Source organism: Saonia flava (assembly GCF_011927795.1).
GTDB lineage: Bacteria > Bacteroidota > Bacteroidia > Flavobacteriales > Flavobacteriaceae > Saonia > Saonia flava.
Genome location: NZ_JAATJJ010000001.1, coordinates 602,955 through 624,521 on the forward strand (window position 1 = coordinate 602,955; position 21,567 = coordinate 624,521).

The 21,567-nt window shown below is 35.7% G+C and carries 21 protein-coding genes and 1 tRNA gene; 15 read left to right on the forward strand and 7 right to left on the reverse strand.

The features are described from left to right. Window positions 1-47: 47 nt before the first annotated feature. A complete protein-coding gene (locus GGR42_RS02765; protein ID WP_167960622.1) occupies window positions 48-551 on the reverse strand; it encodes an ankyrin repeat domain-containing protein in 504 nt (167 codons plus the stop codon). Window positions 552-627: 76 nt separating this feature from the next. After that, window positions 628-1,089, reverse strand: a complete 462-nt coding sequence (locus GGR42_RS02770; RefSeq protein ID WP_167960624.1) for an Lrp/AsnC family transcriptional regulator — start codon at window positions 1,087-1,089, stop codon at window positions 628-630. Window positions 1,090-1,236: 147 nt separating this feature from the next. On the opposite strand from GGR42_RS02770, the gene GGR42_RS02775 reads away from it, so the two are divergent. The 8 genes from GGR42_RS02775 (at window position 1,237) to ribB (ending at window position 10,696) form a co-directional block, all read left to right on the forward strand. Beyond that, window positions 1,237-2,457: a trans-sulfuration enzyme family protein gene (locus GGR42_RS02775; RefSeq protein ID WP_167960626.1), complete on the forward strand. Its 1,221-nt coding sequence runs from the start codon at window positions 1,237-1,239 to the stop codon at window positions 2,455-2,457. A gap of 58 nt (window positions 2,458-2,515) precedes the next feature. After that, complete coding sequence (nhaC, locus tag GGR42_RS02780) at window positions 2,516-4,003, forward strand: Na+/H+ antiporter NhaC (protein ID WP_167960628.1); 1,488 nt, start codon at window positions 2,516-2,518, stop codon at window positions 4,001-4,003. A gap of 76 nt (window positions 4,004-4,079) precedes the next feature. Then, entirely contained in the window at window positions 4,080-4,586 is a 507-nt protein-coding gene (gene tpx / locus GGR42_RS02785) for a thiol peroxidase (protein WP_167960630.1), read from the forward strand. Beyond that, window positions 4,579-4,944: a diacylglycerol kinase gene (locus GGR42_RS02790; protein ID WP_167960632.1), complete on the forward strand. Its 366-nt coding sequence runs from the start codon at window positions 4,579-4,581 to the stop codon at window positions 4,942-4,944. The genes tpx and GGR42_RS02790 overlap by 8 nt, the downstream gene beginning before the upstream one ends. Window positions 4,945-5,005: 61 nt before the next feature. Continuing rightward, window positions 5,006-7,378 carry an FtsK/SpoIIIE family DNA translocase gene (locus GGR42_RS02795; RefSeq protein WP_167960634.1) on the forward strand — a complete coding sequence of 791 codons (2,373 nt, stop codon included), beginning with the start codon at window positions 5,006-5,008 and terminating at the stop codon, window positions 7,376-7,378. Between the two features lie 7 nt (window positions 7,379-7,385). Next, on the forward strand, window positions 7,386-8,030 hold the full coding sequence (locus GGR42_RS02800) for a LolA family protein (protein WP_167960636.1): 645 nt from the start codon (window positions 7,386-7,388) through the stop codon (window positions 8,028-8,030). A 72-nt stretch (window positions 8,031-8,102) separates the two neighbouring features. Then, complete coding sequence (locus GGR42_RS02805) at window positions 8,103-9,557, forward strand: LptF/LptG family permease (RefSeq protein WP_245201379.1); 1,455 nt, start codon at window positions 8,103-8,105, stop codon at window positions 9,555-9,557. Further along, window positions 9,554-10,696, forward strand: coding sequence for a 3,4-dihydroxy-2-butanone-4-phosphate synthase (gene ribB / locus GGR42_RS02810; RefSeq protein WP_245201380.1), 1,143 nt, complete (start codon window positions 9,554-9,556; stop codon window positions 10,694-10,696). The genes GGR42_RS02805 and ribB overlap by 4 nt, the downstream gene beginning before the upstream one ends. A 4-nt stretch (window positions 10,697-10,700) precedes the next feature. Here ribB and GGR42_RS02815 read toward each other — a convergent pair whose 3' ends face one another. The 5 genes from GGR42_RS02815 to GGR42_RS02835 form a co-directional block, all read right to left on the reverse strand. Then, entirely contained in the window at window positions 10,701-11,894 is a 1,194-nt protein-coding gene (locus GGR42_RS02815; RefSeq protein ID WP_167960640.1) for a DegT/DnrJ/EryC1/StrS family aminotransferase, read from the reverse strand. A 13-nt stretch (window positions 11,895-11,907) separates the two neighbouring features. Then, window positions 11,908-12,543: a nitroreductase family protein gene (locus GGR42_RS02820; RefSeq protein WP_167960642.1), complete on the reverse strand. Its 636-nt coding sequence runs from the start codon at window positions 12,541-12,543 to the stop codon at window positions 11,908-11,910. Between the two features lie 5 nt (window positions 12,544-12,548). Then, window positions 12,549-13,304, reverse strand: coding sequence for a sulfite exporter TauE/SafE family protein (locus tag GGR42_RS02825; RefSeq protein WP_167960644.1), 756 nt, complete (start codon window positions 13,302-13,304; stop codon window positions 12,549-12,551). Window positions 13,305-13,475: 171 nt separating this feature from the next. After that, the gene (locus GGR42_RS02830; protein ID WP_167960646.1) at window positions 13,476-14,099 is read right to left on the reverse strand and encodes a response regulator transcription factor; all 624 of its coding nucleotides are present in this window, start codon (window positions 14,097-14,099) and stop codon (window positions 13,476-13,478) included. A 659-nt stretch (window positions 14,100-14,758) separates the two neighbouring features. Then, window positions 14,759-15,994 (reverse strand): TolB family protein, encoded by a 1,236-nt coding sequence (locus tag GGR42_RS02835; protein WP_167960648.1) that lies wholly within the window; start codon window positions 15,992-15,994, stop codon window positions 14,759-14,761. A gap of 291 nt (window positions 15,995-16,285) precedes the next feature. Between GGR42_RS02835 and GGR42_RS02840 the strand changes: the two genes are divergently transcribed. From GGR42_RS02840 to GGR42_RS02870, 7 genes are all read left to right on the forward strand, one after another. Further along, window positions 16,286-16,370 (forward strand) — tRNA-Ser (locus GGR42_RS02840). 461 nt (window positions 16,371-16,831) lie between these two features. Continuing rightward, window positions 16,832-17,392: a TetR/AcrR family transcriptional regulator gene (locus GGR42_RS02845; RefSeq protein WP_167960650.1), complete on the forward strand. Its 561-nt coding sequence runs from the start codon at window positions 16,832-16,834 to the stop codon at window positions 17,390-17,392. A 56-nt stretch (window positions 17,393-17,448) separates the two neighbouring features. Beyond that, window positions 17,449-17,856 (forward strand): nuclear transport factor 2 family protein, encoded by a 408-nt coding sequence (locus tag GGR42_RS02850; protein ID WP_167960652.1) that lies wholly within the window; start codon window positions 17,449-17,451, stop codon window positions 17,854-17,856. Between the two features lie 31 nt (window positions 17,857-17,887). Then, window positions 17,888-18,622 carry a cysteine hydrolase gene (locus tag GGR42_RS02855; protein WP_209023918.1) on the forward strand — a complete coding sequence of 245 codons (735 nt, stop codon included), beginning with the start codon at window positions 17,888-17,890 and terminating at the stop codon, window positions 18,620-18,622. 8 nt (window positions 18,623-18,630) lie between these two features. Continuing rightward, window positions 18,631-19,614 (forward strand): alpha/beta fold hydrolase, encoded by a 984-nt coding sequence (locus tag GGR42_RS02860; RefSeq protein ID WP_167960654.1) that lies wholly within the window; start codon window positions 18,631-18,633, stop codon window positions 19,612-19,614. Between the two features lie 438 nt (window positions 19,615-20,052). Beyond that, complete coding sequence (locus GGR42_RS02865; protein WP_167960656.1) at window positions 20,053-20,694, forward strand: pyridoxamine 5'-phosphate oxidase family protein; 642 nt, start codon at window positions 20,053-20,055, stop codon at window positions 20,692-20,694. Next, window positions 20,681-21,559 carry a PhzF family phenazine biosynthesis protein gene (locus tag GGR42_RS02870; protein WP_167960658.1) on the forward strand — a complete coding sequence of 293 codons (879 nt, stop codon included), beginning with the start codon at window positions 20,681-20,683 and terminating at the stop codon, window positions 21,557-21,559. Before GGR42_RS02865 ends, GGR42_RS02870 begins: the two co-directional genes overlap by 14 nt. Window positions 21,560-21,567 lie beyond the last annotated feature (8 nt).

The following is a 21,567-nucleotide window of genomic DNA, read 5'->3' on the forward strand; positions in this document are numbered from 1 at the left end:
TTAGAAGGCAATGAAGATTCTAATGAATTACAAGGCCATGCATGGTATTATCCATAAATCTTTATCATAGTTTCCTTGGCGCCAAGAGACTCTAAGTATTCTTTGACCTCCAAGGCGTCATCACCTCCTTTTTCCGCATGGTGCAATAAAGTAAAACCATGGGGACCAATGGCATGTACTGTTTGTGGAAAAGCCGTAAGCATGGGTTTTACTATTTCTATTTTACCAAAAAGACAAGCGGTAAAGATATTTGCCTGTGCTCCATTATTCAAAAGATGTTGCGCCAGTTCCTTATATCCAACATGACTGGCCGCTCCCAAACCAGTTTCAAAATCACCCCGTTTCCAGTCATGTGCGGCATTGATTAAATTAGGGAACTCTTCTAACATAGCACTTACTTTATCCAAATTCTTATGGGATTGAGTAACAAATTCCTGAACTATTTTTTTATCAAAGGACTCTCCTTCTTGATCAGTGAAAGACACTAAGGGAAGCGCAGCCAAAACCATACCCGTTCCAACGGATGTTTTTATAAACTGATTTCTATTCATTGTGGAAGTTTTACTAACCAATATAACGATTAATACAATCACCACCACCTGTTTAACAAGACTTTAGATGTATTGGCTACAAGGAAATTGCTGTGGTATTCTTTACTTCATTAATTACAAAGGAGCTCTGTGTACTGCCTATGTTGGCAATTGCCGTAAGCTTGGTAACCATAAAATCTCTATAGGCTTCCATATCACTTACATTAATTTTTAAAATATAATCATAATCACCACTAATATGGAAACATTCTGTTACCTCTTCAAGTTGTTGAACCTGTCTTTCAAATTGAAGTACAAACTCCTTAATATGTTGCACCAGTTTAACATGGCATAAGACCAAAAATGATTTGTTAACCGCCTTCTTATTAACCAATGCTACATATTTATCTATCACATTATTCTTTTCCAAACGCTTAATACGTTCATAAACAGCGGTGGTAGAAAGCCCTAACCTATGTGCATATTCTTTGGTTGTCTTTTTGCTATCAGCCTGTAAAAGACCCAACAGTTTCAAATCCAGTTCATCTAGCTTTAACATGATTTATTTTCGGTTTATTATAACAACAAACGATTTGTTAACGATAATATTCTACAATATAAATTAAATATAGTTTTATTTTCTATAAAATGTATTTTTTATTGATTTTAAAACCAATTAAACATATTTTTATAAAAAAAAACAACCATGAAACATAACTCATCCGACAATATTCAAGATTTACAATATTTTGGTGAATTTGGAGGTGTAAACCCTTCAATATCAGATTCATCTACATATACGTTTATATCAGCCAAAACCATGTTTGATACCTTTGAGGGCAATACTGAAGGATGTTATCTATATAGTAGGCATTCCTCACCATCGAACTTATACCTAGGGGAAGCTTTAGCGGCATTGGAAGGAACGGAAACTGCCAATGTATATGCAAGTGGCATGGGAGCCATTACCTCTGTAATTTTACAACTTTGTGATACTGGGGATGAACTGGTAAGTAGTCGCACCATCTATGGGGGCACTTATGCTTTTATGAAGAATTTTCTAAAGAAATTTAATATTGGAACTTCATTTGTGGATATCACGAATATAAAACTTGTAGAGAAGGCCATTACTTCAAAAACTAAAATGATATACTGTGAAGCAGTAAGCAACCCGCTTTTGGAGGTTGCAGATATTAAAGCTTTGTCAAAGCTGGCGAAAAAACATAATATTCCTCTAGTAGTGGACAACACATTTTCTCCATTATCCATAGCAGCTGGAAAACTTGGGGCCGACATTGTTATCCATAGTCTTACCAAATTTATAAATGGCACTAGCGACTGTGTTGCTGGAGTGGTTTGCGGTACGGCCGATTTTTGTTTGCGGTTAAAAAACGTGAACAGTGGTGCAGGAATGCTATTAGGCAGTACCTTGGACAGTCTACGAGCTGCTTCCATTCTTAAAAATCTCCGTACCCTGCACATAAGAATGAAAAAACATAGTGAGAATGCTCTTTATCTAGCACAAAATTTCGAAAAAGATGGATTAAAAGTGGTGTATCCCGGATTGAAATCACATGCAGGACATACTACTTTTAAAACCCAAATGTGCAGTGAATATGGCTATGGTGGACTTTTAACTATAGATGTGGGATCTTTGGAGAAAGCCAATAAGTTTATGGAACTCATGCAAGAAAAGAATTTAGGTTACTTAGCGGTAAGTTTAGGATTTTACAAAACATTGTTCAGTGCTCCAGGCACTTCCACCTCTTCGGAAATACCGTTGGAAGAACAAAAGGAAATGGGGTTGTCCGATGGATTAATCCGCTTTTCAATTGGTTTGGACAATGATATACACCGAACCTATGAAATGATGAAAAACTGTATGGAAAAATTGGGGATTCTCCATAAAAAGACAATGTCCATATAATCTGTTTGCAGAACAAAAGGCAAAATCGTAATATTACGAACAAACCAAGTAAATATATATGCAAAGTCAGAATATCAACCCAACAGAACCTCAAAACGAAAATGTTGTAGAAAATAAAGAACTTAATATTTGGGAAGCCTTGATTCCTGTTATTGCCTTGGTGGGCATGCTTTTTTACAATGTCTATTTTGCGTTTGGTGACGATGCTTTGAGCGGCAGCAACCAGTTTATTCTACTTTTGGGTGCCGCAGTAGCTGCCATTGTTGGTTTCTTTAATAAAGTATCCTATAAACAGATGTTGGAAGAAGTGGCAGAAAATGTAAAATCGACCACAGGTGCTCTTCTTATTTTACTATTTGTTGGATCTCTGGCGGGAACTTGGCTTATTAGCGGCATTATCCCTTCCATGATCTATTATGGTTTAAAAATCTTGAATCCTTCTATATTTCTTCCGGCTTGCGTTGTAATATGCGCCATTATTTCCATTGCCACAGGAAGTAGTTGGACCACTTCTGCTACTGTTGGTATTGCATTGATAGGTATTGGTAATGCGTTGGGCATCAACCCTGGAATGACGGCGGGTGCCGTGATTTCTGGAGCCTATTTTGGAGATAAAATGTCTCCCCTTAGCGACACCACCAATTTAGCACCTGCGATGGCGGGTGGGGAACTGTTTAGCCATATAAAGTACATGACCTATACCACGGTTCCAACTATAGCGGTCACACTTATCATATTTATAGGTATTAGCCTTTCTTTGGATGTTAGTGGTAGTACAGATACAAGCAGTATGCTTAATGCCATTAAAGCTTCTTTTAATATTAGCCCTTGGTTGTTTTTGGTTCCTGTTGTTGTTGTCCTTATGATTATTAAGAAGACCCCGCCCCTAGTAGCTTTAATGGTCGGTACTTTGTTGGGGGGCATATTTGCATTGATCTTTCAACCAGAAATTGTTGCCAATATTACAGGAAGTTCCAAATTGGATTTTTTATCTGGCTACAAAGGCATTATGACAGCAATGACAGTGGATACATCTGTGGAAACAACAAATACAGTTTTAAATGATTTGTTCTCGTCTGGAGGTATGAGTGGTATGCTTGGAACCATTTGGCTAATTGTTTGCGCAATGGTCTTTGGTGGCGTTATGGATGCTATTGGGGCATTATCAAGAATTAGTGGAGCCATTCTTAATCTTTTTGATTCCATTTTTGGCCTATTTTTAAGCACCGTAATAAGTTGTGTTGGTTTAAACGCTATTGCGTCCGACCAGTATTTAGCAATTGTAATTCCCGGTAGAATGTATGCCAAGGCATTTAAGGACAAGGGGTTGGCTCCAGAAAATTTAAGCCGAACTTTAGAAGATTCTGGTACAGTAACTTCCGTTTTGATTCCATATAATACATGTGGTGCGTATCAATCTGGGGTTTTGGGCGTTGATACCCTGTCCTACGCGGGCTATGCATTCTTTAATTGGATGAGTCCAATAACAACGCTTATTTTTGCTGGCTTCAGAATAAAAATAAAACAACTGGCGTCATCTAAATAATAAGAGAGAACTACTCTATTCAATATTTTGTTTCATTTATATTCTTTAATTTCGCAGAGAATTAAAACACTATGCAATGGCAATCGTAACCTTAAAAGGAAATAAATTAAATACTATAGGCTCATTACCCACAATTGGTAGTTCTGCACCTCATTTCAGTCTAACCAAGAATGACCTATCTCAGGATAGTTTAGATAACTACAAAGGAAAAAAAGTAGTTCTTAATATTTTCCCGAGTATAGATACGGGTACATGTGCGCAATCGGTTAGACAGTTTAACCAAGAAGCTGCAGAATTGGATAATACTGTAGTTTTATGTATCTCCAAAGACCTTCCATTTGCCCAGGCCCGTTTTTGTGGAGCGGAAGGAATTAGCAATGTTGTAATGCTTTCGGACTTTAGGGATGGTTCTTTTGGCAAAGATTACCAAGTGGAATTTACGGATGGGCCTCTATCAAGCCTACTTTCTAGATCTATAGTGGTTATTGATGAAAACGGCACTGTTTCCTATACAGAACAAGTTCCTGAAACAGTAGACGAACCTAATTACAAAGCTGCCCTAGAAGCATTGATGGATGCCTAAAGAAAATTTTTTTGCAAATAGAATCCGTAGTGTTGGCTATGCCTTAAAGGGGGCTGTTTTACTTATAAAAACCGAGGCAAGTATTAAGGTTCAGGTATTTATTGCCATTTTAGTCACTGCAGCAGGATTCTATTTTGAAATTTCAAGCATAGAATGGATAGTGCAATTATTGGCAATTGGGGTGGTAATGGGAGTAGAAGGCGCCAACACGGCGATTGAAAAAATGGCAGATTATATTCAGCCCAAATATGACGAAAAAATTGGGTTCATCAAAGATGTCTCAGCTGGGGCAGTAATGTTGGTTTCCATTGTGGCTTCTATAATAGGGCTCATAATTTACATTCCAAAAATATTTTAAAAGCACATAACCAAAGCTTAGATTGTAAATTTGTAATTTAGTCCCAAACAATTAACACTTAATGGCAAAGAAAAGAACAAAGTCAAAGCCAAAATCCAAACCCACTAAAAAAGGCTTTTCTTTTAAACTGTCCAAGCAAAACAAGATTATCCTAGGAAGCCTTCTTATTCTTCTTAGCATTGCTATGTTCTTTTCCTTTGTTTCCTTCTACTTTACTTGGCAAGATGACCAAAGTTTATTGTCAGAATTTGCCAATAGGAACCAAGAAGCCAAAAATCTATTAAATAAATTCGGGGCCAGCGTTGGACATTTTTTTATGTACCAAGGTTTTGGGCTTTCCTCTTTCATATTTCCCTTTTTAGTCTGTATAACAGGGCTTTACATGTTTTTAGGGTTAGACAAAAAGGGGTTGCTGAGCAAATGGATTTGGGGGATTGTATTTGTAATTTGGATATCCATAGCTTTAGGTTTCTTTGCAATTACCAGACCTCTTATGGGAGGTCTAATTGGTTATGAAATGAATGATTTTTTACAGGATTACACTGGAAGAATAGGTGTCCTTCTACTTCTTATGTTTGGGTTGATGATCATTTTGGTTCGCTTGTTCAAATTTACGCCCGATGGAATTGTTAATTATTTCAAGGAACAGAGAAAAACGGTAGTATCGGAATTTAATACGGATGAACCTGATGAAGAAAATGGTGTTGTATTTAAAAAAGAAGACTCGACCCCGGTAATTCTTGACACCTACACACACAAAGAGAATATTCCCAAACTCAAAAAAGAACCAAAAGATGACTTTGAAATAAAAGTTATCGAAGAAGAGGTGATTGAAGAGGAAAAGCTAGAAATGAAGGTGGAAAAAGTCACTACAGAAAAAGAGGAGACAAAAAACATTGCAGATAAATTGGTTGCCGATTATGGCGAATTTGACCCTACTTTGGAATTGGGCAATTATAAATTCCCAACATTGGATTTATTGGAACAACATGGTGCCGGTACAGGCATTACCATTGACCAAGATGAACTAGAAGAGAATAAGAATAAGATTGTTGACACGCTTAAGAATTATAAAATAGGAATCGCCCAAATTAAGGCAACCATAGGGCCAACCGTGACCTTGTATGAAATTGTTCCAGAAGCCGGGGTGCGTATTTCCAAAATTAAAAATCTTGAAGATGATATTGCCCTTTCCCTAGCGGCATTGGGTATTAGGATAATTGCCCCAATCCCAGGTAAAGGAACCATAGGTATAGAAGTTCCGAACAAAAAACCATCTACCGTATCAATGCGGTCGGTCATCGCTTCTAAAAAGTTTCAAAATTCAACAATGGAATTGCCCATTGCATTTGGAAAAACAATTAGCAATGAAACCTTTGTGGTAGACTTGGCAAAGATGCCTCACTTGCTTATGGCCGGTGCAACCGGACAGGGTAAATCGGTTGGGCTCAATGCTGTATTAACATCCCTACTGTATAAAAAACATCCCGCAGAAGTTAAGTTTATTTTGGTAGATCCCAAAAAAGTGGAATTAACTCTCTACAACAAAATAGAGCGTCATTTTTTGGCCAAGTTACCAGATTCAGAAGAGGCCATTATAACCGACAATACCAAAGTAATACACACCCTCAATTCACTTTGTATTGAAATGGATAATAGGTACGAATTGTTGAAATTAGCTATGGTTCGAAACCTAAAAGAATATAATACCAAGTTCAGGGCACGGAAGTTAAACCCAAATGATGGGCACAAGTTTTTGCCCTACATTGTTTTGGTCATTGATGAGTTCGCAGATTTAATTATGACTGCTGGTAAAGAAGTGGAAACTCCTGTTGCCAGACTGGCACAATTGGCACGTGCCATTGGAATTCATTTGATAATAGCGACCCAAAGACCATCCGTTAACGTAATTACTGGCCTAATAAAGGCAAATTTTCCGGCCAGAATTGCTTTTAGGGTAACATCAAAGATAGATTCCAGAACCATTTTGGACTCTCAAGGAGCCGACCAATTAATTGGTCGTGGAGATATGCTTTTTACACAAGGAAATGACATAACTCGAATACAGTGTGCTTTTGTGGACACCCCAGAAGTGGACAAAATAACTGCTTATATTGGCGCCCAACGTGCCTACGCAGATGCACATTTATTACCAGAGTATGTAGGTGAAGATTCTGGCACAAGTCTTGATAATAATATATCAGACAGGGATGCCATGTTTAGGGAAGCGGCTGAAGTTATTGTAATAGCACAGCAAGGCTCTGCTTCTTTAATACAGAGAAAGCTAAAATTGGGTTACAACAGAGCAGGTAGAATTATTGACCAATTGGAAGCTGCTGGAATAGTAGGCCCTTTTGAAGGCAGTAAAGCCCGGCAAGTATTAGTTCCAGACATGTATGCCTTAGATCAATTACTGAACAATGAAATAAATTAAAAAATAGATGAAACAATTATTTCTTTTTACAACACTTTTAATCACCTCTATATCTATAAATGCTCAAAACTCCTCAAAAGCAAAAGCCTTGTTGGATGAGGTATACAACAAAGTAAAGAGCTACGATAATATTTATATTAATTTTAAGCATAGCCTTAATAATGAGGAAGCCAATATAAACCATGAAACCAGAGGTGATGTCACAATGGAGGGAGACAAATATCTTTTTAATTATATGGGCTCACTACAGATGTACGATGGCAATAAAGTTTACACTGTTGTTCCAGAAAACGAAGAAGTTACCATTGAGAATAAATCAGAAGATGACAACACAATAACTCCTTCAAAAATGCTCACTTTTTACAAGCAAGGGCATACCTATGCATGGGATATTCTTCAAAATGTTCAAGGAAGGAAAATTCAATTTGTAAAATTAACGCCGATTGATACCAATTCAGAAATAAAGTCTATTTTATTGGGCATTGATGTTGAAACAAAACATATTCACAAACTTATAGAGACTGGTAGTAATGGCACCAAAACAACCATTACTGTTAATTCTTTTAAAACTGACCAAGCATTGTCAAAAACCTTGTTTACTTTTGATGAGAATAAGTATAAAGATGAAGGGTACTACATCATAAGAAGTTAGCCATTGCGAATTCTAGACCGATATATACTACATAGGTTCCTATTTAATTTTTTCAGTTCGTTTGTTATATTGATGTTTATCTTCATATTTCAAACGATTTGGCTTTTTATTGACGACTTGGCCGGAAAAGGTTTGGACATTGTTATTATTGGTAAGTTCATATTTTATTTAATGCCCAACCTAACAGAAAAGGTTTTACCACTTACTGTTCTTCTCTCCTCCATATTGACGTTTGGGACTTTTGCCGAAAACTACGAGTTTGCGGCAATGAAGGCATCAGGAATTTCCTTGCAGAGGGCCATGTTAAGCCTAATTGTTTTCGTAGTCTTTTTAGGTGGTGTTACTTTCTTTTTTGCAAATAGCGTTATTCCAGCATCGGAACAAAAGATATACAACCTAAGAAAGAATATTGCTAAAGTAAAACCGGCAGTTGCCATTGCGGAAGGGGTTTTTAGTGATTTTGAAGGTACCGGGGAAGGAACAAATATTAAGGTCAGCCGAAAATATGGGGACAATGACCGTTTCTTGGAAGACGTCATTATTCATAAAAAAAATAAGGTCAACGTTAATAATACGGTTATTAAAGCAAAAACAGGAGAATTGGCAAGTAGTGAGGATTCAGATATTCTTCAACTTATTCTAAAGGATGGACATTATTATGAAGAAGTAAAATCTGATGGAAAAAGTAAAAGCAATGATGCGCTTTATCCCTTTGCCAAATCCAACTTTGAAACGTATACTATAAATATTGATTTGTCCGATTTTAACAATGTGGATTTGGAGGAAGAGGGAAATGTGAGCACGGACAAAATGAAAAACATCTCTCGTTTATCGAAAGATATAGATTCCATAAAAAAGGACAACCACAAAACCATTACGGCTTTTTCCAAAAACATTACCAACAGAATGGGAGCTTTTATTCCCAATACTCCAGACTCACTAAAGAAAAAGAAAGTTTCTACAGTAGATAGCCTTAAAAAAGCTAACGCCAAGTCATTTAGCGAGAACAATAAAAAATCTGTGGATTCCCTTCAAGACATCATAGGGTTGGTTAAAGAGTGGCAGCAAGAACAATTATTGACTCAGGCCAAAAATTCTACTACCAACATTCTAAACTCCATATCCGGAAGAAAAGAAGATATCGATAGGCGTTATAAAATTTATAACCTCCACATTTTATCCCTTCACAAAAAGTATGCATTGGCCTTCTCATGTATTATTCTCTTTTTTGTGGGTGCCCCCTTAGGTGCTATTATTAGAAAAGGAGGCTTGGGATTACCCATGGTCATTGCCATTATTTTGTTCCTGACCTATTACTTCATTGGCGTTTTTGCTGGAAATTATGCAAAGGAAGGAGCTATACACCCAATGTTGGGCGCATGGGTTTCTACATTAATAATGTTACCTTTGGGTGTTATTTTAACCAAAAGGGCGACGGCAGATAGAGGACTTACAAGTTTTGGCAGTATTATAGATTCTATTAAAAATCTGTTCAAAAAGAAAGAAAAAGAAGAAGCTACGATATGAGTGTGACAATGGAAAAAAATATTCAGCTCAATACAATAGAAGAAGCCATCTCTGATATTAGAAATGGCAAGGTCATAATTGTAGTTGATGATGAAAATAGGGAGAATGAGGGGGATTTTGTAGCGGCTGCCGAATTGGCAACTCCTGAGATGGTGAATTTTATGGCCTCTCATGGAAAAGGGTTAATATGTGCTCCCCTTACTGAAAGTAGATGTACATCCTTGGGGCTCCATATGATGGTAAGTCATAATACGGATGCCTTGGAGACCGCTTTTACGGTTTCTGTTGATCTTAGGGGAAATGGTGTCACAACAGGAATATCAGCTTCGGATAGGGCAAAAACAATAGTCGCCTTGACTGATTCCAAAACTAAATCACATGATTTAGCTAGACCAGGGCATATTTTTCCATTAGTGGCAAAAGAAGGGGGTGTTTTGCGCAGAACGGGCCATACTGAAGCTGCCATTGACTTTGCCCGTTTGGCTGGATTAAAACCGGCTGGTGTCATAGTCGAGATTATGAACGAAGATGGCTCTATGGCCAGATTGCCGCAATTAGTAGAAGTTGCCAAAAAATTTGATTTAAAAATAGTTTCCATAGAATCATTGGTTGCCTATAGAATGGAACACGATAGCCTTATCGAAAAAGCCAATGATTTCAATATTAAGACCCGTTTTGGAGAATTTAGGCTGCGAGCTTACAAACAAACTACCAACAATCATGTGCATATTGCATTGACAAAAGGCAACTGGGGAAAAGATGAAAAAGTGCTTACAAGAATAAATTCCACCTTAATTAACAATGACATACTGGGCACATTGACCAACAACCCTGATCAAAAGCTGGAAGATATGTTCAATGCCATTAACAAAGAAGAGAAAGGTGCTTTTGTGTTTATAAACCAAGATTCCCAGTCATTAGATTTATTGAACCGTTTGTCCCAACTAAAAGAACTACAAAGCAACAATGAATTAAAAGCTCCAAAAATAGAAATGGATACCAAGGATTTTGGTATTGGAGCTCAGATTTTACATGACCTCAACATCAACAAAATGAGATTATTGACCAACTCTGCACAAACTAAACGTGTAGGTATGGTTGGTTATGGTTTGGAGATTGTAGAATACGTTCCTTACTAACAAACTAAATTATATTCTTTAATACAATGGCCATTTTCATGGCCCGCTCCTTTACTTCTTCTTTGGTCCATCCCAATTTTATCAAGCAAGAAATATTTCTGCCCACCCAATGGTCAGACAGTGAGAAATCAGATTTAGTGTAATCAGGCAATTGTTCGTATACTTCTTTCGGTAATTTACCCAGAGAGGTTAGATTGGTTAAATGTGACCATTTTTTGTAATAGTGCCAATTATTATCATACCAATAGAAACAAGCATCCAAACCAGCATGGGCCAATTCTACTGACGCCTTTTTTGCCAATTCTTCCGTAGGCATAAAGAAACTTAAAAAGGAATAATTTTCAACCCCTCCTTCTGGAACTGCCCTGAAACTAATTCCATGAATACTACTTAAAGCATTTTTTAAAATAGTATAATGTTTTTCTTGAATTTTTAAAAACTCGTCCAATCGTCCGATTTGTGCAACTCCCACGGCCGCATTAAGCTCAGAAATGCGATAGTTATATCCCAAAAAGGGATGATCCTCTGCTCCCCTATTATTTCCAACATGATCATGTCCATGATCAGAATAATGGTCAGCATTTTTATGGAATATTGAATTATTGGTAATTACTGCCCCACCTTCACCACACGTAATGGTCTTTACATAATCAAAAGAAAAGCAACCCAAATCTCCAAAACTTCCCAAAGGTTTCCCTTTATAACTGCCTCCAATTGCTTGGCATGCATCTTCTAACAACAATACGTTGTGCTTGGCACAAATTGCTTTTAGGGCTTCCAAATGTGCCATGGAACCACACATATGGACGGGCATCACTACCTTGGTCTTTTTATTTATAGCTTTTTCAACAGCTGCTGGGTTCAAAGTAAGAGTATCATCCACATCCACTAAAATAGGAATGGCCCCCAAAGCCAAAACAGCTTCAAAACTGGCAACAAAGGTAAAAGTGGGCAAAATAACCTCATCCCCTGCGCCCACTCCAGCACTCGCCATTGCAATTGTCAAGGCAGCAGTACCACTGCTTACCAATTGGGTATGTTCCACTTGCATACGCTTGGATATTGCTTTTTCCAATTCCAAAGCTTTCCAGTGTCCATTTCTCATTCCATCAAATCCATAGCGCATTAATACGCCAGAATCCAACACATCTTGTACTTGTTTTTTTTCACTATCTCCAAAAAGTTCAAATCCGGGCATAAATATTCTTCTTCTATGAAATTTCTATTACACTATCATTTATATCTTTTCGAACTTTTTTAAATTCTGAAAACATATCATCGGGCGCTCTATAACCAACTGGCATTACCAATACAGATTGTAGTCCTTTATTTCTTAAACCAAGTAATTCATCATAGGCAGAAGGTACAAAACCGGCCATTGGGCATGCATCTATTCTTTCAATGGCGCAGATGGTTAATAGATTACCCATTGCCAAATGAGCCTGATTAACGGCCCATTCCCTAATTTCCTTCGGGCTTTGACTTGAAAAACTTTCAATCATTCTTTCCTTAAATGGATCCAATATTTCATCACTTGTACCCCTGACTTCTTTCACCCTTTCAAAATAGTTGATAATGTAGTTTTTATCAATCTTCTCTTCTATACAAATAATTAATACATGTGAGGCTTGGTACACCTGAGCTTGGTCAAAAGAACTGGCTACAAGTTCCTTTTGTAACCCTTTATTTTGCAACACAACCAACCGTATAGGCTGGAGACCATATGAAGTAGCAGTAAGGTTAAATGCTTCTTTTAATTTTTCTATTTTGGATGCCGGTAATTCCTTTTTCGAATCAAATTTCTTAACCGCATACCGCCACTCCAAATCTTTAATACTATCAATCATTCCTATCAATTAAAAAACCATAATTTAATAGCCATTACAACTACCATAATAATCAAAAAAGTTTTTATAAAACCATCTCCTTTTTTTACTGAAATCCTACTGGATACCCATGCTCCGGTACCGTTACCTATGGCAAGTATCAATCCAATTTTCCAATTCACCTTATCATTTAAAACAAATACCGCCAAGGCGGATAGCGTATAGATACAAACCACTGCAACTTTTGTGGCATTGGCCCTCACCAAGGTCATATGGTTAACATAGTGTAAAAATAAGATAATTATAAATCCGAGCCCAGCATTGATGAACCCACCATAAATACCAAAAAAGAAAAAAGCAAGAATACCCAACCATAAATATTTTCCCGTTACTCTTTCTTGCAAATCAGTAACATTTATTTTGGGCATAAATAGAATAATGAACACTACGGTTACCATAATTATGGCCAAAATCTTATTGAAGACCGCTCCACTAATATCCACTGCAATAGTAGCCCCAACAACAGCACCCAATAAAGCCGAGATCCCCAAATACATATTAAAAGGAAATGTGGAAACTCCTTTGCTTTTAAAACCTGTTGTTGCCAAGGCAGTCTGTATTATAATAGCCACTCTATTGGTGCCATTGGCCACGCTTGGCGGTAACCCCAAAAAAATAAGCACAGGAAGAGATAGTAAAGAGCCCCCACCAGCTATAGTGTTTATAAAACCAACCGCAAAACCAGTAACAATGAGTAGGATATAATGGTACCATTCGTCCATGGCACAAAAATACGGGCAAAAGATTAAAAGGAATGAATAATAAATTAAAACTTAAAGCAAAAAAGTACCCATCTACCATTTATGATAGACAGGTACCAACAATCACCCTGGAATTAAAAAAATAATTTCTATAATTAAAGTATCTTTTCTTCTATAAGTTATTCTTTTGCTTTATTGAATCTCCTGTAGCTTTAAAAGTGCTTCAGACTTGGAATTAACATTCAGTTTTAAATATATATTCTGAATATGAAAATTTACAGCACTCGTGGTTATGAATAACCTGTCCGCTATAGTTTTATAGGTTGCACCCTTACTTAGGTGTTCTATAATTTGGTTTTCCCTTTTTGAAAAAATGTCATATGATTTTTGTTGAAACATGGACATAACCTTTTTGGCAATATCATTGGTGATCACCGCACCATCCAATCTTACGGAATCCAATGCATGGAAAAACCTCTCTGCACTAAGCGGTTTGGACACATATCCGTCGCAACCACTTGAAAAGGCTTTTTTTATTGATTTGGAATCGGAATCTTCACTCATCATCACAACTTTTACATTGGGATCCCTTTGCTTAAACATTTGTATACCGGCAATACCAGATACAACAGGCAAAGAAACTTCCGAGACTATAATATCTGGTTTAATCTTATTGTAACTGTCAAGAGCATCATTTACTGAAGCGTAAATATCCATAAGGGAATAGTTCTTGGTTTCCTCAAAATATTCCGTGTATCTATAATTGCTTACCGGGTCGTCATCAATCACGATAATTTTTAAAATATTAGATTTCATAACTATTGGGGGATTTAGGACATTCCGATCTTTAAAGGTGGAACTATCCATGGTTATAAATAAAATCTTTAATGAATTAAATCTTTGGCATGAATTTCTTAAATAGGTATCCAAAAAGCCCTATGTATAAAAGAAGGTAATCTTTCACTCCTACTTAATGGAAAACCAAATACAATGAAACGACCAAAGTATAGCCAATTCCATATAGTTGATTTTTGAGCCTTTAACTATTAAGAAGAAAATGAAAAATGAATTCTTTATCAATAGAGTTCTAAACCCTAGCTCAAGAATTTCAGCTTTTGATGACCTCTGCCCAAGAAGGCTGAAGCGGTTCTGTTTTCAAATTAAAGCTTTGTTTACCATGAAAATCATGGTCAGCGTTGCGGTTAAGAAGTAGTTTTCTAATCATAAGTTTGGGGGTTTTAATACTATAACTATATATAAATCAGTAATAAACTTATTCAAATTTTAATAAAATTGGGAATTATATTAAACTTTTTCGATGAAATACAAGTAATATTTGTAATCCTTTTCCTATAAAAGTACTTAGGCCACATACAGTTTTATGTATGTGGCCTAAGTACTGGAATAAAAAAATGTTCTCGTTTAGTCAATAAAAACAGGGGGTCCCTGCATTTTATTAGAAAAGGACATGTAAATTATTCATCTTCGTAAACCGAGGTGGAATAATCAACTTTCCAACTTTTACGAATAGCCTCCATGGAATTGTATTTTCCTTGCTCTTGGGTATCAGTATCCAATCTATCGCTAGATGTGAATGCAACCCGTTGAAGATCAGAATCACCACCTCGGTTAGACATTACAAAACCTCCTTTATCATTCTTAAAGGAGATTGAAAAATCATCTTTTTTACTGTTTATAGGACTTCCCATATTCATAGCCAGGTCAACCCTGTTTTGACCTACTTGTGTCATATAAATATCTAAACCTCCATGACCTTTTCTTCCTTCAGAAGCAAAAAACAAGGTGCTTCCATCAACTAAACTTGGATAGAGGTCGTTTTTCTTTGTGTTAACTTTTTGTCCCAGGTTTTTAGAAACCCCAACCTTTCCATTCTTGTATAGATCGGCAACATAAATATCATATTCACCAAAGCTTCCTGGCATGTTTGATGCAAAAAACAAACGCTTTCCATCGGCCGACACAGCTGGGTGTTTGGCAGAAGAGTTCTTGGGGCATACTGCAACCTTCTCAAAATTGGTCCATACTCCATCAACCTTTTCAGCTTTGTATATTTTGTGTACCAATTCCTTTTTGGAAAACATACCGTACATAGGCTTTACATAATCAGTTTTGCTGAAGTATGCTGTTTTTCCATTCGCAGTCAAAGTGATTGGTGCATCGTATTCTTTAGAATTTTCTTTGTTTTTTCCAATAAACGAAAGGATTTCCTTAGGCTCTTTTTCCTCTATAGAGAATTGTGCATTTGCTGGCTCAAAAACAAGTTCTTTAAATCTATCTTCCGAAGAATTATCATAATCTTTTTTTAAATACTTCTTTTTAAGCAAGTAATCTGCCTTTACAATAGCCTCCCAATCTTTTTGTTCACTAGGGCTTAAAGCTGTTTTACTATTTAATTGTTTTAATGAATACTGATAACGTTCTTGACAACCAGAATTTAAAGAACCATTGACACTTGAACTCATAAGTTTATCGTACCAAAAGATGGCCTTGTCATAATTTTGGGTCAAAAAATTAGCGTTGCCCAAATCTTCATAAATCTCTAGATCATTAAAACCTAGGGCTTTTAATTTTTCATAGTTATTGGGACTGGTTGCTCCATCCGTAATTTCACTTTGGGCAATTATTACGTTACAACAAAATAATGTAATAATAGATCCAATGATTGCCTTGTAGGTAGTGGCTTTTTTCATAAGAGTAAGATTTAGAGTTATTCGTTATAACAAATTTGAGCAATTGTTTGTAATGTCGTACTAGCAAAATTTCATAGGTTTTCATTAATTTGTAGGAAAATACATCAAAAATAAAGTTTAAAAACTGCATTTCGTCGTAATTAGTAGAACATTTACCGACAATTATGTTTTTTTAAGCTGTGGAATTATGTGGTACGCTATAAGTTTAAGAAGAAAGTATAAAAGGGATAATAAAAAAGCAATAAACTCTTTATAGAATAGAAAAAGCTTTTTATATTTGCAGCCGCATTAGGAGAAATGGCAGAGTGGTCGAATGCGGCAGTCTTGAAAACTGTTGAGGGTCACACCTCCGGGGGTTCGAATCCCTCTTTCTCCGCTGAAAACGCTATCAAATAGCAACAAAAGCCTACAAATAAAATTATTTGTGGGCTTTCTGTTTGTAAATAAAGTGCTTAGACTGTGTTCACAATGTTTTTTGGTATAGTTTGTACTCGTTTGAATTCAAATGATATCAAAAAAGAAGTGGCTCTCACGGTGTCACTTCTTTTTTTCTACTACTGACACCTCACTAATCATTTTATTTACGCTGATTTATAGTGAATTATTATCTTTTTTGATAGTAAGATTTAGGTTCGGGAGTAAACATTTCATATTTGTTAATCATGCCGAATAAGTTTTTGAAGGAGAGAGAGTAAAGGGGGATCAGTAATTCGATGAGCATTTTTACAAATAAATTTACTCACCTATTTAGCTCTAGTGTATTATTAATAATACTAAATAAATGTTAAAACAGAACAGACTTGTCTGTTCTTTAATTTTTTTTTATAAGTTTGTCTCATGAAAAAAGTAGGAGTAAAAGAAAGAATTATTGAAGCTGCATCGCATTTATTCTATTTTGAGGGCTATAACCAAACGGGAATAAATAAGATTTTGAAAGAAGCGAATGCCTCTAAAGATAGTATGTATCGTTATTTTAGATCGAAAGAAGATATAGCAGTGGCTTACTTGGTAAGAAGACATACTATGTGGATGGGAAAATTGAATGACTGTGTGGCAAAGCAAAATACACCTAAGGGTAAGGTAATTGGTTGCTTTGACTACTTAGTGGAATGGCTTACTGAAGTTCATTTTAGAGGCTGTGGTTGGCAGAATATTATTGTTGACTTGCCTGAAGGACAGCAGAAAATAAAAGATCAAGCTATTTATCATAAAAATGAACTCCGCAGCTGGATACATGACCTTTTAGCTCAAGAAAATCAATATTCACAAGAACAAGCGCAGCAGTTGGGTGATGAGGTTTTAATATTAATTGAAGGAGCCATAATACTTTCGCAAATACAAAAAAATTCTTGGCCTATTGAAACAGCCAAAAGATCATGCGTAAAGTTGTTATCATAATACGACTAAAATTTTGATTAATAAATACAGACTTGTCTGTACTAAAATTAATAGAAATGAAAAATTTAACACCTCCATTTACAAAGGAAACGGCTAAAGCTAAGGTACAACTAGCAGAAGATGCTTGGAATAGTAAGAATCCTGAAAAGGTATTCCTAGCTTATTCGAAAGATTCGCAATGGCGTAACAGAGATGAGTTTTTTATCGGTAGAGATTCCATTGTAAAATTCTTAACTAAAAAATGGGATAAAGAACAACAATATAAACTAAAAAAACATTTATGGTCATTTACTGATAATAAAATATCAGTTCGATTCGAATATGAATGGTTAGATGAGACTACGCAACAGTGGTATAGAACACATGGAAATGAACATTGGCAGTTTAATAAAGACGGCCTAATGGAAGTGCGCGATATGAGTGCCAATGACATAAAGATTACTGCTGCAGAGCGAAAATTGTAAACACATTATTAATCTTTAAATATTTTAAATTATGAGAACACAAATTTCAAAACTATTGCTTACACTAATTGTAACAATAACAACGAGTACAAGTGTACTTGCACAATTACCAGATCCAGGGTTTACAATCGATGGAACAACTGCAATTGTGATTACCGATCCGCAAAACGATTTCTTAAGTCCCAAAGGTGTGACTTGGGGAGTTATAGGAGAAAGTGTGACAAAAAATAATACTGTTGAAAACTTAGAAACACTTTTTAAACTAGCCGAGGCGAATAATATTAAGGTGTTTATCTCTCCTCATTATTATTATAAACATGATCATAGGTGGAAATTTGAAGGGGCTTTAGAAAAATTAATGCACGACATAAGTATGTTTGATAGAGATGATCAAATATCTGCAAAAGGATTTGAAGGTTCTGGAGCAGATTTTCTAGACCAGTATAAGAAATATATCAATAAAAATTTCGTAACTGTTGTTGGTCCACACAAAGTATTTGGTCCTGAGCAAAATGATTTGAGCTTACAATTAAGAAAGCAAAAAATCGACAAAGTAATCCTTGCCGGAATGTCTGGCAACTTATGTGTTGAATCTCATCTGCGAGAATTATTGGAAAATGGATTTGAAGTAGCAGTAGTGGGAGACGCAACAGCATCAGCTATAGTTCCCGGATATGATGGAAACGCAGCAGCACAAACTAACTATCGCTTTTTATCCAGTCATGTGTACACAACACAAGAACTTAAAAAAGAACTCAATAAATAAGTATAAAAATGAAAACAATTATCAAATCAGCATCAACATTAGTAATTATTACGATACTGTTTCTAGGGTTTATTTCCTTTAAGAGTAATCCAGTTACTAAGAATGTATTGAAAACGGAGCTTAACACTACCAAAACCTTTCATAAAACATTGAAGGTCAATGGATTAAATATTTTCTATCGGGAGGCAGGTGATGTGAGTAAACCAACCATCCTTTTATTACATGGTTATCCTACTTCGTCACATATGTTTCGCAAATTAATTACAGACCTATCTGTACGTTATCATGTGTTAGCACCTGATTATCCCGGATTTGGAAGAAGTGATCAACCAAAAATGAAAGATTTTGAATACACCTTCGATAATATGGCAACAATCATAGAAGGATTTCTAAAAGAACTAAAATTAGATCGCTACAGTATTTACCTAATGGATTATGGAGCACCTATAGGTTATAGAATTGCAGCTAAATATCCTGAAAAAGTGGATGCATTGATCGTTCAAAACGGAAATGCATACGACGAAGGTCTGCGTGATTTCTGGAAGCCAATAAAAAAATATTGGAAAAACAATACGGTAGAGAACGGAAAAGCCCTAGAGGTTTTCCATTCCCCGGCAGGTTTAAAATGGCAATATATGCATGGTGTACAGGATACTTTAATGATCAGTCCCGATAACTGGCATATTGACCTCCAGCATTTAACACGCGAAGAAAATAATGAAATTCAATTGGCCATGTTTTACAGCTACAGAACCAATGTACCCTTGTATCCTAAATGGCAAGCATATTTCAGAGAGTACCAACCACCAACATTGATCGTGTGGGGCAAGAATGATTATATCTTTCCGGCGGAAGGGGCTTATCCCTATAAAAGAGATTTAAAAAACCTGGATTTTCATTTGTTAAATACAGGGCATTTTGCCCTAGAAGAAAAAGGTGATGAAATCGCTAAGTACATTCTTAATTTTTTAGAAAAAAACAATATTAAATAACACCTAAAACAATTATCATATAATCTATTAACAAACAACACAGTGCAAAACTCCTTGACGATACAAGCAATCAAAATGACAAAACACAAATGAGGGTGGCTTGGAGAAACAGACGGCGATACACAATGGGTTATTGGGAATCTGCTGTACATTCAAAATAATGGTATAATCAATCAACATAAATGGGAACCTGTCAAAGAGGATATCGATTTGGCAGGTTCCAATTATCAAATGAAACCTATGCGATGTGGTTAGTACAGTCTAGTAAAATCTATATTGATTTGTAAAATGACGTATTAACGCTATAATGATATAAGGCCTTGAATAGAAGTTGCTTCTTTAAAGGATACTTAAAACACAACCAATGAAAGTAAAAAGAGCATTAGAAGAACAATGTCATGTATTATCTAAAGAATTTAAAAATAAAATAAAGTAGATATGGACACTAATAATTTTAAATACACCAGTGATATTGCGTTCACTCGGGCTGTAAAATCTTTACAAGAGCAATATGGGTCACGTCAAGGATATTCACAAATGGAACGATCAGGCGGTTGGCAAAATGAAGTAACACCAGCCTTAGTAGATTTCTTGAGTAAAATGGATTCATTTTATTTTGGCACATCAAATTCGAATGGACAACCTTATATTCAACATCGTGGTGGACCAAAAGGATTTATAGAAAAACTGAACAGTAAGCAATTGGCCTTTGTCGACTATCGAGGAAATAAACAATTCATTTCATCAGGTAATTTGAGTGAAAACAACAAGGCTTTTATCTTTTTAATGGATTATCCTAATCGTACACGCATTAAAATTTGGGGAACGGCAAAAGTGGAATATGATGATAAAGAGTTAATAACTTCATTAGGTGATCCAAATTATAAGGCACACCTAGAAAGAGCAATTATATTTACAGTTGAAGCCTGGGATGTAAATTGTCCGCAGCATATCAAACCACGTTTTACCGAAGAAGCTATCGAAAAAATGACCAAGCCTTTACATGAGAGAATTAAAGAACTGGAAAGGAAGTTACTCACAACTACTCAATCAAAAAAAAGAAATCATGAAGAAAAATAAAGTTAAAGTACAAATCCTTAACGCATTTGTTGATAACGACAAGGGAGGTAATCCTGCAGGTGTTGTATTAGATGCAGATCATTTATCTAATAAGGATAAGTTAGAAATTGCCAGAAAAGTTGGCTTATCAGAAACAGCGTTTGTGTCCACTTCTAAAAGTGCTGACTTCAAATTAGATTTTTTTACCCCAACTAAACAAATTGCACATTGTGGTCATGCTACTGTTGCTACTTTTTCATACTTAAGACAATTAGGATCAGTGAGAGCCATAAAATCTTCAAAAGAAACTATTGATGGAAGAAGAGAAATTAATTTTGATGGTGATTTGGCATTTATGCAACAAACGGCACCAAAATATAAAAATGTTTCTGACCAAAAAGATTTAGTACTTGAATCACTTAAAATTAAAAATTCAGATTTAGTACCAAATACCTCTATAGAAATAGTAAATACTGGCAACTCATTTATTATAGTTCCCGTTAAGGATGCTGAAGTATTAAAAAATATTACTCCCGAATTTGACTTAATAAATAAAATTAGTGAAGAATTTGATTTAATTGGTTTTTATGTATTTACGAATAATACTGAAAATCTTAAAAGAGATGCAAGCGCAAGAATGTTTGGGCCAAGATATGGTATAATAGAAGAAGCCGGAACAGGTATGGCAGCCGGCCCCTTAGCATGCTATCTCTTTGATAAATTAGAAATAAATAAAGAACGGTTATTAATACAACAAGGAGAGTATATGGAAACCCCGTCACCAAGTTTAATTATTGTGGATTTAAAAGTTGAAGATAATAGCATTATAAGTTTGATGGCAGGAGGAAAAGGAATTGTCAAATCTAATATGGAAATTGAATTATAACTTCATTA

What these genes read in the sequence shown, in the direction of transcription:
- GGR42_RS02765 (WP_167960622.1), bottom strand. Translation starts at nt 551, where the DNA reads ATGAATAGAAATCAGTTTATAAAAACATCCGTTGGAACGGGTATGGTT.
- GGR42_RS02770 (WP_167960624.1), bottom strand. Translation starts at nt 1,089, where the DNA reads ATGTTAAAGCTAGATGAACTGGATTTGAAACTGTTGGGTCTTTTACAG.
- GGR42_RS02775 (WP_167960626.1), top strand. Translation starts at nt 1,237, where the DNA reads ATGAAACATAACTCATCCGACAATATTCAAGATTTACAATATTTTGGT.
- nhaC (WP_167960628.1), top strand. Translation starts at nt 2,516, where the DNA reads ATGCAAAGTCAGAATATCAACCCAACAGAACCTCAAAACGAAAATGTT.
- tpx (WP_167960630.1), top strand. Translation starts at nt 4,080, where the DNA reads ATGGCAATCGTAACCTTAAAAGGAAATAAATTAAATACTATAGGCTCA.
- GGR42_RS02790 (WP_167960632.1), top strand. Translation starts at nt 4,579, where the DNA reads ATGCCTAAAGAAAATTTTTTTGCAAATAGAATCCGTAGTGTTGGCTAT.
- GGR42_RS02795 (WP_167960634.1), top strand. Translation starts at nt 5,006, where the DNA reads ATGGCAAAGAAAAGAACAAAGTCAAAGCCAAAATCCAAACCCACTAAA.
- GGR42_RS02800 (WP_167960636.1), top strand. Translation starts at nt 7,386, where the DNA reads ATGAAACAATTATTTCTTTTTACAACACTTTTAATCACCTCTATATCT.
- GGR42_RS02805 (WP_245201379.1), top strand. Translation starts at nt 8,103, where the DNA reads ATGTTTATCTTCATATTTCAAACGATTTGGCTTTTTATTGACGACTTG.
- ribB (WP_245201380.1), top strand. Translation starts at nt 9,554, where the DNA reads ATGAGTGTGACAATGGAAAAAAATATTCAGCTCAATACAATAGAAGAA.
- GGR42_RS02815 (WP_167960640.1), bottom strand. Translation starts at nt 11,894, where the DNA reads ATGCCCGGATTTGAACTTTTTGGAGATAGTGAAAAAAAACAAGTACAA.
- GGR42_RS02820 (WP_167960642.1), bottom strand. Translation starts at nt 12,543, where the DNA reads ATGATTGATAGTATTAAAGATTTGGAGTGGCGGTATGCGGTTAAGAAA.
- GGR42_RS02825 (WP_167960644.1), bottom strand. Translation starts at nt 13,304, where the DNA reads ATGGACGAATGGTACCATTATATCCTACTCATTGTTACTGGTTTTGCG.
- GGR42_RS02830 (WP_167960646.1), bottom strand. Translation starts at nt 14,099, where the DNA reads ATGAAATCTAATATTTTAAAAATTATCGTGATTGATGACGACCCGGTA.
- GGR42_RS02835 (WP_167960648.1), bottom strand. Translation starts at nt 15,994, where the DNA reads ATGAAAAAAGCCACTACCTACAAGGCAATCATTGGATCTATTATTACA.
- GGR42_RS02845 (WP_167960650.1), top strand. Translation starts at nt 16,832, where the DNA reads ATGAAAAAAGTAGGAGTAAAAGAAAGAATTATTGAAGCTGCATCGCAT.
- GGR42_RS02850 (WP_167960652.1), top strand. Translation starts at nt 17,449, where the DNA reads ATGAAAAATTTAACACCTCCATTTACAAAGGAAACGGCTAAAGCTAAG.
- GGR42_RS02855 (WP_209023918.1), top strand. Translation starts at nt 17,888, where the DNA reads ATGAGAACACAAATTTCAAAACTATTGCTTACACTAATTGTAACAATA.
- GGR42_RS02860 (WP_167960654.1), top strand. Translation starts at nt 18,631, where the DNA reads ATGAAAACAATTATCAAATCAGCATCAACATTAGTAATTATTACGATA.
- GGR42_RS02865 (WP_167960656.1), top strand. Translation starts at nt 20,053, where the DNA reads ATGGACACTAATAATTTTAAATACACCAGTGATATTGCGTTCACTCGG.
- GGR42_RS02870 (WP_167960658.1), top strand. Translation starts at nt 20,681, where the DNA reads ATGAAGAAAAATAAAGTTAAAGTACAAATCCTTAACGCATTTGTTGAT.